At 65.8% G+C, this 16,142-nt stretch carries 8 protein-coding genes and 1 pseudogene; 5 read left to right on the forward strand and 4 right to left on the reverse strand.

Going from position 1 to position 16,142, the window contains the following annotated elements; all coding sequences use genetic code 11:
• Window positions 1-290: 290 nt before the first annotated feature.
• Window positions 291-1,721 carry a DHA2 family efflux MFS transporter permease subunit gene (locus XCC_RS12285; RefSeq protein ID WP_011037505.1) on the forward strand — a complete coding sequence of 477 codons (1,431 nt, stop codon included), beginning with the start codon at window positions 291-293 and terminating at the stop codon, window positions 1,719-1,721.
• Window positions 1,722-1,847: 126 nt separating this feature from the next.
• Here the strand turns inward: XCC_RS12285 and XCC_RS12290 are convergent, their stop codons facing one another.
• Window positions 1,848-2,336 carry an isochorismatase family protein gene (locus XCC_RS12290; RefSeq protein ID WP_011037506.1) on the reverse strand — a complete coding sequence of 163 codons (489 nt, stop codon included), beginning with the start codon at window positions 2,334-2,336 and terminating at the stop codon, window positions 1,848-1,850.
• 208 nt (window positions 2,337-2,544) lie between these two features.
• Here XCC_RS12290 and XCC_RS12295 point away from each other — a divergent pair, with 208 nt between their 5' ends.
• Window positions 2,545-3,546 (forward strand): GlxA family transcriptional regulator, encoded by a 1,002-nt coding sequence (locus tag XCC_RS12295; RefSeq protein WP_011037507.1) that lies wholly within the window; start codon window positions 2,545-2,547, stop codon window positions 3,544-3,546.
• 311 nt (window positions 3,547-3,857) lie between these two features.
• Here XCC_RS12295 and XCC_RS12300 read toward each other — a convergent pair whose 3' ends face one another.
• Window positions 3,858-8,867, reverse strand: coding sequence for an NAD-glutamate dehydrogenase (locus XCC_RS12300; protein WP_011037508.1), 5,010 nt, complete (start codon window positions 8,865-8,867; stop codon window positions 3,858-3,860).
• Between the two features lie 289 nt (window positions 8,868-9,156).
• Between XCC_RS12300 and XCC_RS12305 the strand changes: the two genes are divergently transcribed.
• The 3 genes from XCC_RS12305 to XCC_RS12315 are packed head-to-tail and all read left to right on the forward strand — an operon-like array spanning window position 9,157 to window position 14,324.
• A complete protein-coding gene (locus tag XCC_RS12305) occupies window positions 9,157-9,816 on the forward strand; it encodes a TetR/AcrR family transcriptional regulator (protein WP_011037509.1) in 660 nt (219 codons plus the stop codon).
• A 14-nt stretch (window positions 9,817-9,830) separates the two neighbouring features.
• A complete protein-coding gene (locus tag XCC_RS12310) occupies window positions 9,831-11,141 on the forward strand; it encodes an efflux RND transporter periplasmic adaptor subunit (protein WP_011037510.1) in 1,311 nt (436 codons plus the stop codon).
• A 12-nt stretch (window positions 11,142-11,153) separates the two neighbouring features.
• Entirely contained in the window at window positions 11,154-14,324 is a 3,171-nt protein-coding gene (locus XCC_RS12315; protein ID WP_011037511.1) for a multidrug efflux RND transporter permease subunit, read from the forward strand.
• 588 nt (window positions 14,325-14,912) lie between these two features.
• Here the strand turns inward: XCC_RS12315 and XCC_RS12320 are convergent.
• Both XCC_RS12320 and XCC_RS12325 read right to left on the reverse strand, forming a co-directional pair.
• A pseudogene (locus XCC_RS12320) lies at window positions 14,913-15,023 on the reverse strand (LacI family transcriptional regulator); the annotation flags it as partial.
• Window positions 15,024-15,121: 98 nt separating this feature from the next.
• Window positions 15,122-16,117: a LacI family DNA-binding transcriptional regulator gene (locus XCC_RS12325; RefSeq protein ID WP_011037512.1), complete on the reverse strand. Its 996-nt coding sequence runs from the start codon at window positions 16,115-16,117 to the stop codon at window positions 15,122-15,124.
• Window positions 16,118-16,142 lie beyond the last annotated feature (25 nt).

Raw genomic sequence — 16,142 nt, forward strand, 5'->3', positions numbered from 1 at the left:
CCATCAGGGCGTTGTTGATTTTGGTGCTGTAGCGCGCACTCGGATTCGCCAGGCGGTGCGTCTGTCGTGCGAGATGGCGAGAGCTCGGGCGATCGCTGGCCAACGGTCTCGCCTAGTCGGGCAGGCGCTTGAAAAGCGCCACATTGCGCACGCAATGTTGCCCGCTGCGTGCTTGAACCATCTGGCCGGCAGGCGGACAATGCCCATGTTGCGCCGCACAACACCGTGCGACGCGGGCCGCTCCAGCCGTCGCACCGTGCTGTTGCAGCGGCCCCGCAACCGAGACTCCGATGTCCTCCAGCGTGTCCGAGGCCGGCGCGGCGCCGGCGCCGCGTTATCCCGATTACCGCATCATCTCGCTGATCCTGGCCTGCGCCATTTTCATGGAGCAGATGGATGCGACCGTGCTGGCGACGGCACTGCCGACCCTGGCGCGCGATTTCGGCGTGGCCGCGCCGGCGATGAGCATCGCCATGACCAGCTACCTGCTGGCGCTGGCGGTGCTGATCCCGGCCAGCGGCGCGATCGCTGACCGCTTCGGGCTGCGTCGCGTGTTCAGCGCCTCCATCTGGGTATTCATTGGCGGCTCCATCCTGTGCTCGCTGGCCGACAGCCTGCCGACCATGGTGGCCGCGCGGGTGCTGCAGGGCGCCGGCGGCGCGATGATGGCCCCGCTCGGGCGGCTGATCCTACTGCGCACCGTGGAGCGCCGCCACCTGGTGTCCGCAATGGCCTGGACGCTGGTGCCGGCCTTCATCGGCCCGATGCTTGGGCCGCCGCTGGGCGGGTTCTTCGTGTCCTACCTGGACTGGCGCTGGATCTTCTACATCAACGTGCCAATCGGCATCACCGGCTTTTTGCTGGTGCGGCGCTTCATTCCGGACATTCCCAGCGAATCTGCACCCGCGCGCTTTGATCTGCGCGGCTTCGTGCTGTGCGGCACCGCCCTGGGCTGCCTGCTGTTCGGGCTGGAAATGGTCAGCCAGGAAGATGGCATCCCGCGCGCCAGCTGGCTGCTGGCCATCGGTGGTGCCACGGCGCTGGGCTATCTGTGGCATGCGCGCCAGCATCCGGCACCGTTGCTGGATCTGAGCCTGCTGCGGATCGACTCGTTCCGGCTGTCGGTGATCGGTGGCGCGCTGATGCGCATTACCCAGGGCGCGCATCCGTTCCTGCTGCCGCTGCTGTTCCAGATCAGCTTCGGCTTCAGCGCCGCGCGCAGCGGGCGGCTGATCCTGGCCACCGCGCTGGGCGCGCTGCTGATGCGCAGCATCACCCCGCAATTGCTGCGCCGCTTCGGCTACCGCAACAGCCTGATCGGCAACGGCGTACTGGCCAGCCTGGGCTACATGGTGTGCGCGCTGTTCAGGCCAGACTGGCCGCCGGCGCTGATGTTCGGTTTGCTGCTGTGCTGCGGGGCGTTCATGTCGTTCCAGTTTGCCGCCTACAACACCATCGCCTACGAAAACGTGCCGGCCGCGCGCATGGGCCGCGCCAGCAGCCTGTACACCACGCTGCAGCAATTGATGCTGTCGGTCGGTGTGTGTGCCGGCGCGATGATCCTCAAGCTGGCGATGCTGGCGGGCGATCACCCGCAGCCGCAGCAACGCGATTTTTCGCTGGCGTTCTGCGTGGTCAGCCTGATCTCGCTCAGCGCCACGTGGTGGCACGTGCGCTTCGACAAGCATGCCGGGCAGGAAATGAGCGGGCATCGCGCCTGAGCCTGCGTCGCCGTGGCGACGCACTGCACTTGGCTGAGCGCGCGCCTGTCATCGCGTGATGGCTGATCAGGCGCGCGACGCTGCGGTGGTTGCGCGCCTGCAGGCCGCAGCAACCAGCACCCCAGATCACAGCACCGTGCAACGCCCCGCCAGGCCGGACAGCGCAACGTCGCTGATCACCGCCGTTGGCGCCGCGCAGGCCGCAGCGATGATCGCCACATCAAAACCAGCGGCGTCCGGCGACAACGCGGTGTGGGTGATGCAGTGCTGCGTCATCATGCCGGCAAGCTGGATCGCTGCAACATTCGCACCGGCAAGCGTCTGTCCGAGCGAGGTGCCCAGGAAGCTATCGGCCTGATGCTTCTCGATCACCGTGCAGCCTTCGAGCGCCGCGGCAATCGCCGGATGAAACTCGGCGCCCACACTGCCATCGGCAAGGAGCGGGCCATCGCCCGGTGCGGTGTGCCGGATGCCGATCACCACTTGGCCGGCCTGCTTGGCCTGCGCAATGTGCTCCAGGGCGCTGGCCAATGCCTGCTCGCTGTTCTCGAGCGGGAAACGGCCACCGGGGAAGTAATCGTTCTGGATATCCACCACGATCAATGCAGTGCTCATGTGTTGCTCCTCGAATGTCAGGGTGTTGCCGGGTGTGGCCAGCCACACGCCGGTGTGCAGCGGCGCAACGGGATCTCGGTGATGCGCAGCGGCACGAAAGCAGCCGATGCAGCGGTTGATGTCGCTTCCGAAACCCACCGCTACAGCTTGACGGCGACACCCTCGCACCGATACTGGCCTGCGAGACCAACATCGATGAGATCGGGCCATGCGCGCGCAACGTTCAGTCCCTCCTAGCCCTGCGCCGATCTCGGTCGTGGTGGTGGCGCCAGCGGGCATCAGTCCCTTTCATCTGTCGGTGCCGATGATGATCTTCGACCTGCAGCCGGACGATCGCCCGCTGTTTACGCTGCGCATCGCCGCCGAAGACACGCGTGTCGCGCTGGCCGGAGGCCAAGTGGGCGTCACGCCGGACGGCGACCTGAGCCTGCTGGATCAGGCGGAGGTGCTCATCGTTCCCGGCTGGGCCGATCTGGACCGTGCTCCCAGCGCCGCACTGCGCGCCGCGCTGGTCGCGGCGACTCAGCGCGGCGCGCACGTGGTGGGCCTTTGCTACGGTGCCTATGCGCTGGCTTATGCGGGCCTGCTGGATGGAAAGCTGGCTTCGACGCATTGGCATGCCGAGGCCGATTTCCACCACCGCTTTCCGCGCGTTCGGCTGGACATGAATGCGCTTTACGTCGATGAGCAGCGCATCGTGACCTCGGCAGGAACCGGTGCGGCGCTGGATTGCTGCATGTATCTGGTGCGCAAGCTGTGTGGCGCGCGCCAGGCCAATGCGATCGCACGCATGATGGTGCTGCCGCAGCATCGCGACGGTGGCCAGGCGCAGTACATCGATCAGCCCGTGCCCGCCTCGCCACAGGATGCGGCACTGAGCCGGCTGCTGGACTTCATGCGCGCGGATCTGCAGCAGGATCATGCGCTGGATGCACTGGCCGAGCGTGTGGCGATGAGCCGACGCTCGTTCACCCGCCGCTTCCACAAGGCCACCGGCATGACCGTGGGTGAATGGCTGGGCGCCGAACGCCTGCGGCGTGCCAAGGATCTGCTCGAATCCACCGCGCTGTCGATCGAGCAGGTGGCCGAACAATCCGGTTACAAAAGCGCAGTGTCGTTCCGGCAGCGCTTCAACCAGGCATTCCAGACCAGCCCGCGCGAATGGCGCAAGCGATTCACCCTGCTAGAGCAGGAATCGTTGCGGGTTTGAACAAGGCGTTTTCTGCGCATCGTCATGCGTCGCGTGACACGAATGACGCGCAAAAAAAAGCGCCGGCAACTGCATGCGAGCGCTTTTCAAATCAGAGCGTCAGGCGACGCGGAGCACGCAGACGTTGCGTCCTGGGTGCAGCAACACGTAAGCCGCCGCCGCCGTTGTTCCTGCCAGGCGTGGTCACGCTAATCACGCAGGACACCGGCACGCCTGAAAGGCCGAAAGCACCCGGCCATCACCCGCAACGCTACCGCTCACCAAACGCACGACGGCGAAGCCGCAACTTCGCCGTCATGCCACACCTGCGATTACACGCCGTGCGCAGCCAACTGCCCCAACCGCTGCACGGCCACCGACACGGTCGGGTAGTCGAGCGTCTTCTGCTCGGCCACATCGCTCAGCATCGCCAGGGTGAAACGCAGGCTGGAGTCATCGCGTGCCAGCCAGTTGGCCACCTTGTCCTCGGCACTGGCGCCGGGCATCGACAACACCTGACCGGCCAGCGTGCGCTGGTGCGCGGCCAGCTCGTCACGCAGCACGCCACGTGCCACCGCGTGCCAACGGCCGTTGACCTCCAGCGCGTCGATCTGCTCGAACAGCCACGGCAGACGCAGCGCTTCGCCAAGACGGAAATGCACCTTGGAGACTTCCACCGGCTTGAGCTTGCGCGTGCGCGCCAGTTCGATGATGTCGAAGGCCGGTTCCAGGTAACGCAACTCGCACAGCTGTTGCGCCAGCTCGGGCGTGAGCCCCTTCTCCTGCCATTCCTGCACGCTGGCTTCGTACACCGGGCGCTGCGAATCCGGCAGCACGCCGGAGGCCACGCGGATGTCGTTGAACGGGCCGTGGTAGCGCTCCACCGCCGCAGTGATCCCCGGCATCTGGCCCGGGCGCGACAACAACCAGCGCACGAACGAGCGCTGCAGGCGCCAGATCACTTCCAGCGCGTCGATCTGTACCGATTCAGGCACCTTGCCGTCCAGCGCGTCGATCTGCGTCCACAGCGCGCGCGCATCCAGCGTTTCGCGGCTGATGGTGTAGGCCTTGGCCACCTCGGCAATGCTGCGGCCGGTGTCTTCCTGCATGCGCATCAGGAAGGTGGCGCCCATGCGATTGATGGTGGTGTTGGTCACCGCGGTGGCGATGATCTCGCGCTTGAGGCGGTGGCGCTCCATCGCATCGGCGTACTTCTTCTGCAGCGGCTGCGGGAAATACCGCTGCAGCTCCTTGGACAGGTACGGGTCCTCGGGGATATCCGATTCCAGCAATTGCTGGAACGCCACCAGCTTGGAGTACGACAGCAGCACCGACAGCTCCGGCCGGGTCATGCCCTGCCCGCGTGCCTTGCGGGCAGACAGCTCGGCGTCGGAAGGCAGGTATTCGATCTGCCGATCCAGCAGGCCCTGCAGCTCCAGCGTGCGAATGAAATGCTGCTTGGAACCCAGGCGTTTGACGCTCATCCGCTCCATCAGGCTGATGGCCTGGTTCTGGCGGTAGTTGTCCCACAGCACCAGGTCGGCCACTTCGTTGGTCATCGACGCCAGCAGCTTGTTGCGCGCGTCGTAGGTGAGCTTCTTGGCCTGAACCACATCGTTGAGCAGGATCTTGATGTTCACCTCGTGATCGGAGGTGTCCACGCCGGCCGAGTTGTCGATGAAGTCGGTGTTGAGCAACACGCCGGTCTGCGCGGCCTCGATGCGGCCAAGCTGGGTCAAGCCCAAATTACCGCCCTCGCCCACCACCTTGCAGCGCAGCTCGCCACCATTGACGCGCAGGCCGTTGTTGGCGCGGTCGCCGACGTCGCCGTGCGACTCGCTGGACGCCTTGACGTAGGTGCCGATGCCGCCGTTCCAGAACAGGTCCACCGGCGCCTTGAGGATGGCGTTCATCAGCTCATTCGGCGACAGCTGCTTGACGCTGGCGTCCAGCCCCAGCGCCTCGCGCACCGGTGCGCTGAGTTCGATCGACTTGAGCGTGCGCGGGTAGATGCCGCCACCGGCGCTGATCAGCTTGGCGTCGTAATCGGCCCAGCTGGAACGCGGCAACGCGAACAGCCGCTCACGTTCGGCGAAGGACACCGCCGCATCCGGGTTCGGGTCCAGAAAAATATGCCGGTGATCGAACGCCGCCAGCAGGCGGATGTGGCGCGACAACAGCATGCCGTTGCCGAACACGTCGCCGGACATGTCACCGATGCCGACCACGCTGAAATCCTGGCTCTGGCAATCGCGTCCCAGTGCACGGAAGTGGCGCTTGACCGACTCCCACGCACCGCGCGCGGTGATGCCCATGCCCTTGTGGTCGTAACCGACCGAGCCACCGGAGGCGAATGCATCGCCCATCCAGAAGCCGTGGTCCAGCGCGAGGCCATTGGCGATGTCGGAGAAAGTCGCCGTGCCCTTGTCGGCCGCCACCACCAGGTACGGGTCGTCCTGGTCATGACGTACCACCTGCGTCGGCGGCACGATCTTGCCGCCGACAATGTTGTCGGTAATGTCCAGCAGGCTCTGGATAAACAGTTTGTAGCAGGCGATGCCTTCGGCCTGGATCGCATCGCGATCGCCGCCCACCGGCGAGCGCTTGACGTAGAAACCGCCCTTGGCGCCGACCGGCACGATGACGGTGTTCTTGACCATCTGCGCCTTGACCAGGCCCAGCACCTCGGTACGGAAATCCTCGCGGCGGTCCGACCAACGCAGGCCGCCACGCGCCACCGCGCCAAAGCGCAGGTGCACACCTTCCACGCGCGGGCCGTAGACGAAGATCTCGCGGTACGGGCGCGGCTTGGGCAGGTCCGGCACCAGCGACGAGTCCAGCTTGAAGCTGATGCAATGGCCGTGCTTGCCGTCCTTGCTGGTCTGGTAGTAGTTGGTGCGCAGCGTTGCGTCGATCACGTCGATGAAGCTGCGCAGGATGCGGTCTTCGTCCAGGCTGGAGACGCGGTCCATCAGCTTGAGCAAGGTGGCGCGGGTGGCCTCCTGCTGCGCGGCGCGGTCGCTGCCGCGCGCCTGCAGCACCGGTTCCAGTGCCTTGAGCGTGGCCTCGTCGCCGTCGGCCAGCACCGACAGCTGCTCGCGCAGGCGCTCCTGTCCGGCAAGAATCTGTGCCTTGGTTTCACCGCCGGTGGACGGGTCGAAGCGTGCTTCGAACAATTCCACCAGCAGGCGGGCCAGCAGCGGGTAACGGGTAAAGGTTGCCTCGACATACGCCTGCGAGAACGGCGTGGCCGTTTGCAGCAGGTATTTGCAGTAGCCGCGCAGCAGCGCGACCTGGCGCCAATGCAGGCCGGCAGCCAGGATCAGCCGGTTGAAACCGTCGTTTTCCGCATCGCCATTCCAGATGCGCTCGAACGCCTCGCCAAACGCCGCATCGGCGCTGCTGGCGTCGATGTGGCCGGCGGTGGATTCAACCTCGAAGTCCTGGATGTAGACCGGCGTGTCGCTGACCTGCAAGCGGTACGGGCGCTCGGAGATCACCCGCAGGCCCATGTTTTCCATCATCGGCATCGCGTCGGACAACGGGATGTCGTCGAGCTGGCGGTACAGCTTCAGGCGCAGGCCGTCGCCGGTATCCAGGCGCACCGCGCTATCGCGGCGCACTTCCTGCAGGCTCAGATGCAGATCGTTAGGGCCATCCAGCGCGGCCAGGTGTTCGACGTCGGCGACCGCCGATTCGATCGACGAATCCTCGATGTAACCGGCCGGCAGCGCGCGGCCGAAATTGGCCGCCATACGCAGGCCATGCGCTTCGCCATGACGGGCCACCAAGGCCTCGCGCAAGGCGTCGTGCCAGTTGCGCAGCACGTGCGCCAGGCGGGCTTCCAGCGCGGTGGTGTCGAACTCCAGCGCCTCACCACTCTTGGCACGCACGATCAAGTGCAACTGCGCCAACGGCGATTCGCCCAGCACCACGCTGGAATCGATGTACTCGCCATGCAGTGCGTCTTTCAGCAGCGCTTCGATGCGCAGACGCACATCGGTGTTGAAGCGCTCGCGCGGGATGTACACCAGCGCGGAAATAAACCGGCTGTATTTGTCGCGACGCAGGAACATGCGGCTGCGCACGCGCTCCTGCAGCCCCAGGATGCCGATCGCGGTGCGATACAGCTCGTCCTGGTTGGACTGGAACAGCTCCTCGCGCGGCAGCTTTTCCAGGATGTGGCGCAACGCCTTGCCGCTATGGCTGCTCGGGGTCAGCCCGGACTTGCTCATCACGTATTCGTAGCGCTGGCGCACCAGCGGGATTTCCCACGGACGGCGGTTGTACGCGCTGGAAGTGAACAGACCCAGGAACCGCTGCTCGCCGACGATGCGGCCCTTGGCATCGAATTCCAGGATGCCGATGTAATCCATGTAGCCTACCCGATGCACGCGCGAGCGTGCATTGGTCTTGGTCAGGATCAGCGCATCCTTGAGCTTGGCCGAGGTGTTCAGGCCATGCGCGGCCAATGAGGTCACCGGCCGTGCCGGCGAAATGTCATGCCCGCGCATCAGGCCCAGGCCGCTTTCTTCCACCGGCGCCAGCATCTCCTGACCGTCCTGCTTCTCCACACGGTATTCGCGGTAGCCGAAGAAGGTGAAGTGGTCCGAGGCCGCCCAGCGCAGGAATTCCTGCGCTTCGTGGCGGCTGATGTCGTCCATCGGCAAGCGACGCGTGGCCAGGTCGTCGGCCAGCATCACCATCTTTTCGCGCATTGCCGCCCAGTCATGCACGATCGCGCGCACTTCGGCCAGCACCTTGCGGATGGCCGCCTCCACCTTGGGCATTTCGTCGGCCGGCTGGCGGTCGATCTCCAACACCATCAGCGATTCGCTCTTGCCCTCGCCCACTGCGGTGAGCTTGCCGCCCTTGTCGCGCGCAATGCGCAGCACCGGGTGGCCAAGCACGTGCACACCGATCCCCAGTTCGGACAACGTCATGCTCACCGAGTCCACCAGAAACGGCATGTCGTCGTTGACGATCTGCAGCAGCGTGTGCGGCGACTCGTAGCCGTGGCTCTTCAGGGTCGGGTTGAACACCCGCACATTGACCGTGCCGGCCTTGCGCGTGCGCGCAAACTCCAGCATGTCTGCCGCCAGCGCCGCCCACTGTTCCGGCGGGTGGTTGGGAAACTCGTCTTCTTCCATGCGGCGGTAGAAATCGGCGGCGAACAGCTGCACTTCCGACTGACGCGCGGCCGGGTAGCGCTTGCGCAATGCGGCAAACACCGGCTCGAGGGTGATCGCCTGCGGAGCAGTGGCGACCACGGGGACGGCACGTTCGGCGACCGGCTTGGCTGACGTCGTGGACGAGTTCGAAGCGGCTTTCTTGGCTGTCATGAGAGAGCTGGGATGCTCGGTGGAAAACCTGAATTGTACCGATGCACGATGACGACGCCTTGCTGCATAGCGCAAACGCAGGCAGGCCACGGCTTTTGCAAACTGAAGCAACGCCGGCGGCGGCGCATTACAGGAGTGAAGCGTCGCCCAACCGCCTCTTGAGGGCCTCGATGGCCCGCGCGCCAGACGGCGCAAGGCTTGCGGACCTGGGTCGCAGAAAAGTTGCGCAGACCAGACGGGCGCCGTCAAGGCTGTTTAAAAACTAAACTGGACGGTATAGTCTACCGCCATGACCCCTCGTTCCCCCCGTGCTGCCCGGCGTTCGGACTGCGACCGCCGTATCCACGCTGCCGTGCACGCGCTGCTGGCCGAGCGCGGCATGCGGGTGAGCATGACGGCGGTGGCCGAGCGCGCGGGCTGTTCCAAGCAGACCCTGTACAGCCACTACGGCTGCAAGGAAAACCTGCTGCGCGATGTGCTGCAGGAACACGTGCAGCTGGCCACGGTGCCGCTCGGGACCGCCACCGGCGACCTGCGTGAAGACCTGCTGGCCTTCGCGCTGGCCCATCTTGACCGGCTCAATCGCCCGGATGTGCTACAGACCTGCCGTCTGGTGGAGGCGGAATCGCACCGGTTCCCCGGCCAGTCGCAGCAGATCTTCCATGAAGGCGTGGTTGGCATGCAGGAACGACTTGCGTCGCGGTTTGCACAAGCGATCGACGCCGGTCAGCTGCGGCATGACGATCCGCACTTCATGGCCGAGCTGCTGCTCAGCATGATTGTCGGCCTGGATTTCGACCGTCAGCGCTTTCAGGTGCCACACCGCGCCGGCCTGCCCGCCAGGCAGCAGTGGGCACAGTTCGCTGTCGACACGTTTATGCGTGCGTTCGCCGCGGTGGTCACGCCGCCCCGGACGCCCGCGCGTTCCTTTCTCACTTCAAGACCCTAACGGAGTTCCTCCTCATGATTGCCCCGCTCCGCACCTTCGGCCTGGCCTGTGCCATCACCGTGGCGCTCGCTGCCTGCAGCAAGCCCGAACAACAGCAGGCTCCGCCGCCGCCGGAAGTGTCGGTGCTGGAAATGAAACCGCAGACGCTGCCGCTGGAACGTGACCTGGTTGGTCGCCTCTCGGCGTTCCGCTCGGCCGACGTGCGCGCCCGTGTGGATGGTGTGCTGCTCAAGCGCCTGTACACCGAAGGCACCGACGTCAAGGAAGGCCAGCCGCTGTTCGAGATCGACCCGATGCCGCTGCGCGCAACGCTGCTGCAGGCACAGGGCCAGCTGGCTGCCGCCGAGGCCACCTATGCCAACGCCAAGATCGCCGCGCAGCGCGCGCGCAGCCTGGCGCCGCAGCAGTACGTCTCGCGCGCCGACATCGACACCGCCGAAGCCACCGAGCGCTCGTCCGGCGCCAGCGTGCAGCAGGCGCGCGGTGTGGTCGAGTCCGCAAGCATCCAGCTCAGCTTCGCCAGCGTGACCTCGCCGATCACCGGCCGCGCCGGCATTCAGCGCGTCACCGAAGGCGCGCTGGTCGGGTCGGGTGAAGCCACCTTGCTGACCACGGTCGACCAGATCGACCCGCTGTACGTGAACTTCGCCATGAGCAGCGAAGAACTGGCGGCACTGCGTCAGGCGCAGAGCAGTGGCAATGTGCAGCTCAGCGGCGACGGCAAGTCCACCATCAACGTGGAGCTGGGCAACGGCACGCAGTACCCGCACCCCGGCACGCTGGACGTGTCCGCGGTGACGGTGGACCCGAGCACCGGTGCGGTGTCGCTGCGCGCCACCCTGCCCAACCCGGAAATGGCGCTGCTGCCAGGCGCGTTCGTAACCTTCAAGGCCAGCCTGGGCCAGCGCAACAACGCCTATCTCGTGCCGCAGCAGGCGCTGCAGCGCGATGCCACCGGCGCCTACGCGCTGGTGCTGGGCAAGGACGGCAAGGTGGTCCGCAAGAACCTCACCGTCGACGGCCAGCAGAAAGGCCAGTGGATCGTCACCGCCGGCATGGCACCGGGCGACCAGGTCATCGTCGACGGCGTGCAGAAGGCGAAGGAAGGCCAGCCCGCCAAGGGCGTGCCGTGGGATCCGAACAAGCCCGCACAAGGCGGCCAGCCCGGTGCGCCGGGTGCCGCCCCGGCCGCGGGTCAGGCCGGCACCGGCCAGGGCGCACCGGCCGGTGCCGGCAAGGCCGACGCCGCCGCTCCGGCGGCTGGCGAACAGCCCAAGTCCGATGACGCGGCCCAGCCGTCCGATTCCCAGTCCAAGCAGCAGTGACGGAACCCCGCCATGCCTAAGTTTTTTATCGAACACCCGGTCTTTGCCTGGGTGGTGGCGATCCTGATCTCGCTCGCGGGCGTGATCTCGATCCTGAATCTGGGTATCGAGTCGTACCCCACGATCGCCCCGCCGCAGGTCACCGTCACCGCCAACTTCCCCGGTGCCAGCGCCGATACCGCCGAAAAGGCGGTGACGCAGGTCATCGAACAGCAGCTCACCGGTATCGACCACCTGCTGTACTTCAACTCCTCGTCGGCCTCCAACGGCCGCGTGACCATCACGCTGACCTTCGAAACCGGCACCGACGCGGATATCGCGCAGGTGCAGGTGCAGAACAAGGTGTCGCTGGCCACGCCGCGCTTGCCTTCGGAAGTGACCCAACAGGGTGTGGTGGTGGCCAAGGCCAACGCCGGCTTCCTGATGGTGGCCGCGCTGCGCTCGGACAACCCGTCGATCGACCGCGATGCGCTCAACGACATCGTCGGTTCGCGCGTGCTCGAACAGATCTCGCGTGTGCCCGGCGTGGGCAGCACCAACCAGTTCGGCGCCGAGTACGCCATGAACATCTGGTTGAACCCGGAGAAGCTGCAGGGCTACAACCTGTCGGCCACCCAGGTGCTGACCGCGGTGCGTAACCAGAACGTGCAGTTCGCGGCCGGTTCGGTCGGTGCCGACCCCACCCCGCAGGGCATCAGCTTCACCGCGACGGTTTCGGCCGAAGGCCGTTTCAGCTCGCCGCAGGAGTTCGAAAACATCATCCTGCGCACCGATAACAACGGTGCCACGGTGCGTCTGAAAGACGTTGCACGCGTCACGGTGGGCCCAAGCAACTACGGCTTCGACACCCAGTACAACGGCAAGCCGACCGGTGCCTTTGGTATCCAGTTGCTGCCGGGCGCCAATGCGCTGAACGTCTCCGAGGCGGTCGGTGCCAAGCTCGACGAGCTGCAGCCCACCTTCCCGCAGGGCGTGACCTGGTTCGCGCCGTACGAGTCCACCACCTTCGTGCGTATTTCCATCGAAGAAGTGGTGCACACGCTGGTGGAAGCCATCGTGCTGGTGTTCCTGGTGATGCTGCTGTTCCTGCAGAACTTCCGCGCCACGGTCATCCCGACCCTGGTGATCCCGGTGGCGCTGCTGGGCACGTTCTTCGGCATGTACGTGATCGGCTTCACCATCAACCAGCTGACGCTGTTTGCGATGGTGCTGGCGATCGGCATCGTGGTGGACGACGCGATCGTGGTGATCGAGAACGTCGAACGCATCATGAGCGAGGAGCACCTGGAGCCGAAGGCGGCCACGCAGAAGGCGATGACCCAGATCACCGGCGCGGTGGTGGCCATCACCGTGGTACTGGCGGCGGTGTTCATTCCCTCGGCCATGCAGCCGGGCGCCTCGGGCGCGATCTACAAGCAGTTCGCATTGACCATCGCGATGGCGATGGCGTTCTCCGCGTTCCTGGCGTTGAGCTTCACCCCGGCCCTGTGCGCGGCGTTCCTGAAGTCCACCCATTCGGACAAGAAGAACTGGATCTACCGCACCTTCGACAAGTACTACGACAAGCTGGCGCATCGCTATGTCGGCGTGGTCGGCAACACGCTCAAGCGTTCGCCGGCCTGGATGGTGGTGTTCGTGGTGCTGGTGGTGCTGTGCGGCTTCCTGTTCACGCGCATGCCGGGCAGCTTCCTGCCGGAAGAAGACCAGGGCTTTGCCGTGGCCATCGTGCAGCTGCCGCCGGGTGCCACCAAGATCCGCACCAACGAGGCCTTCGCGCAGATGCGTGCGGTGCTGGAAAAGCAGCCGGCCGTGGAAGGCATGCTGCAGATCGCCGGCTTCAGCTTCCTGGGTTCGGGCGAAAACGTCGGCATGGGCTTCATCCGGCTCAAGCCGTGGGAAGAGCGTGACGTCACCGCCGAGCAGTTGATCCAGCAACTCAACGGTGCCTTCTACGGCATCAAGGGCGCGCAGATCTTCGTGGTCAACCTGCCCACCGTGCAGGGTCTTGGCCAGTTCGGCGGCTTCGACATGTGGCTGCAGGACCGTTCCGGTGCAGGCCAGGAGGCGCTGACCCAGGCCCGCAACATCGTGCTCGGCAAGGCGGCGCAGAAGCAGGACACCGTGGTGGGCGTGCGCCCGAACGGCCTGGAAAACTCGCCGCAGCTGCAGTTGCATGTGGACCGCGTGCAGGCGCAGTCGATGGGCCTGGAAGTGAGCGACATCTACAGCTCGATCCAGCTGATGCTGGCCCCGGTGTACGTCAACGACTACTTCTCCGAAGGCCGCATCAAGCGCGTCAACATCCGTGCCGACGACCAGTTCCGCACCGGCCCCGAGTCGCTGCGTAACTTCTTCACCCCCAGCAGCACGGCGACCGGTGCAGATGGTCAGCCGGGGATGATCCCGCTGAGCAACGTGGTCAAGGCCGAGTGGACCTACGCCTCGCCGGCATTGAACCGCTACAACGGCTATTCGGCGGTGAACATCGTCGGTAACCCGGCCCCGGGCGGCAGCTCCGGCCAGGCGATGCAGGCCATGGAGGAGATCGTCAACAACGATCTGCCGCCGGGCTTCGGCTTCGACTGGAGCGGCATGTCGTACCAGGAAATCATCGCCGGTAACGCCGCCACGCTGCTGCTCGCGTTGTCGGTGGTGGTGGTGTTCCTCTGCCTGGCGGCGCTGTACGAAAGCTGGTCGATTCCGGTGGCCGTGCTGTTGGTGGTGCCGATCGGCGTGCTGGGTGCGATCACCTTCTCGATGCTGCGTGGCCTGCCGAACGATCTGTACTTCAAGATCGGCATGATCACGGTGATCGGCCTGGCGGCGAAGAACGCGATCCTGATCGTGGAGTTCGCAGTCGAGCAGCGCGCGGCCGGCAAGACGCTGCGCGAGGCAACGCTGGAAGCGGCGCATCTGCGCTTCCGCCCGATCCTGATGACCTCGTTCGCGTTCATCCTGGGTGTGTTGCCGCTGGCCATTTCCACCGGTGCCGGCGCCAACTCGCGTCACTCCATCGGTACCGGCGTGATCGGCGGCATGGTGTTCGCCACCGTGCTCGGCGTGATCTTCATCCCGCTGTTCTTCGTGGTGGTCCGCCGCATGCTCGGCGACAAGCTCGACGAGCCGCCCAAGGAATACCTGGCCGTGCAGAACGACAGCGGCACGCACCGCCCGGATCGTTGAGTCAGGCGTTCGCTGTAAACCAAAAAGCCCCGGCAATGCCGGGGCTTTTTTTGTGTGCTGCAGCGACGAAGCGGGATACTCCGTAGGAGCGCCCTTGGGCGCGATGGAGCTTTACCGCCTCAGCGTATCGAAGTGATTCGACAGTGCGGAGAGATCAGTTGTAGAGCCGCTGATCTGCGGCGTCGGTGCAGGGCCCTTACCCGCCTACGCTCGCGGGACACGCCGCAAGTAGGCTCTTACGCGGCATCCATGCCGCGTAAGGTCCCGCGACGGTAGGCGGGCAAGGACCAGTCGAGATGGTTGGTATGCATGGTTGCGGGCAGGGCATGACGCGCTTTTAATTCGTCAGCTATCGTGTTCTGCGAACCATGCCAGCAAGGCTACGCAACGTGCGAGGCGACCAGCTTTTTATCCGGCTACCGACCAACGTCCTGGTGCGGTGTCCTTACTGATTGCGGGACCGTGTGGAGGCATGGATGCCGCCGCCGAACCCCAGGGACGGGTTCACGGCGTGTGCCGCGAGCGGTGAGGCACCGCACGCGCGACGAGCCAGGATTTTTGGCCGGCGCTGGCGCTACTTCGGGACAGTTAGATACCCGGCCTGCGGGCGCCGGTGGAGCCGCGCACCACGCAGCGACCGGTCATCACCATGCGGCGAATCGGCAGCTGCGGGCTGGCCAGGCGTTCGAGCAGCAACGCCCCAGGGACGGGTTCACGGCGTGTCCCGCGAGCGGTGAGGGCACCGCACGCGCGACGAGCCAGGATTTTGGGCCGGCGCTGGCGCTACTTCGGGACAGTTAGATACCCGGCCTGCGGGCGCCGGTGGAGCCACGCACCACGCAGCGGCCGGTCATCACCATGCGGCGAATCGGCAGCTGCGGGCTGGCCAGGCGTTCGAGCAGCAGCGACATCGCGGCGCGGCCCATGTCCTCCACCGGCTGTTCGACCACGGTGATGCCGGGTTCGACCAGATCGGTCCAGCGCTCGTTATCGAAGCCCGCCAACGCCAGGTCCTGCGGCAGCCGCAGGCCGGCGGTACGTGCGGCCTTCAATGCGCCCATCAGCAGCAGGCTGTTACTGGTGACGATGGCCTCGGGGCGGTCGGCGGCGGCCAGCCAGTGCTCCAGTTCGGCAATCGCGGCCTCGGCGGTGGGTGCCACCTCGCGGTAGTCCGGTGCCAGGCCCTGGGCATGCATGGCTGCCAGGTAGCCGTCGCGGCGCTCGGCCGCGGTAGTGCTGGTGCTGCCGAACAACCCGCCGATGCGGCGGTAGCCCTGCGCCTGCAGATGCGCCACCAGTTCGGCCATGGCCGCGGCGTTGTCCAGCACCACGCTGTCGTAGCGGCTGCCGGGACCGGCGCGGTCCACCAGCACGGTGGGGTAATCCAGTACCAGCTCGTGCATGCGCCCCACCGTGACCCGGGTGGGCGCGAAGATCAGCCCGGTGATGCGTTCTTCCTGCATCAGCTCCAGGTACAGCGCCTCGCGCTCGGGATCTTCATCGGTATTGCACAGGGTCACGCGCATACCGGCCTTGTAAGCGACCTCTTCCACAGCACGGATCAGCGCGGTGAAGTACGGGTTGCGGATGTCGGCCACGATCACCCCGAGGATGCCGGAGTGCTGGGATCGCAATCGCCGCGCCATCAGGTTGGGGCGATAGCCGGTCTGGCGCACCGCAGCTTCCACCTTGGCGCGCACTTCTTCGCTCACCGGGCCGGTGCCCAAGGCGCGCGACACCGTGGACTTGGACACCCCGGCCACGCGGGCCACGTCATTGATGCTGATACTCACTGGGACCGTTCCCGCTCCATATTGC

The organism is Xanthomonas campestris pv. campestris str. ATCC 33913, from assembly GCF_000007145.1.
Taxonomy (GTDB): Bacteria; Pseudomonadota; Gammaproteobacteria; order Xanthomonadales; family Xanthomonadaceae; genus Xanthomonas; species Xanthomonas campestris.

Bases quoted from the DNA above. Each gene is read 5' to 3' on its own strand.
- XCC_RS12285 (WP_011037505.1), top strand. From the start codon at position 291: ATGTCCTCCAGCGTGTCCGAGGCCGGCGCGGCGCCGGCGCCGCGTTAT.
- XCC_RS12290 (WP_011037506.1), bottom strand. From the start codon at position 2,336: ATGAGCACTGCATTGATCGTGGTGGATATCCAGAACGATTACTTCCCC.
- XCC_RS12295 (WP_011037507.1), top strand. From the start codon at position 2,545: ATGCGCGCGCAACGTTCAGTCCCTCCTAGCCCTGCGCCGATCTCGGTC.
- XCC_RS12300 (WP_011037508.1), bottom strand. From the start codon at position 8,867: ATGACAGCCAAGAAAGCCGCTTCGAACTCGTCCACGACGTCAGCCAAG.
- XCC_RS12305 (WP_011037509.1), top strand. From the start codon at position 9,157: ATGACCCCTCGTTCCCCCCGTGCTGCCCGGCGTTCGGACTGCGACCGC.
- XCC_RS12310 (WP_011037510.1), top strand. From the start codon at position 9,831: ATGATTGCCCCGCTCCGCACCTTCGGCCTGGCCTGTGCCATCACCGTG.
- XCC_RS12315 (WP_011037511.1), top strand. From the start codon at position 11,154: ATGCCTAAGTTTTTTATCGAACACCCGGTCTTTGCCTGGGTGGTGGCG.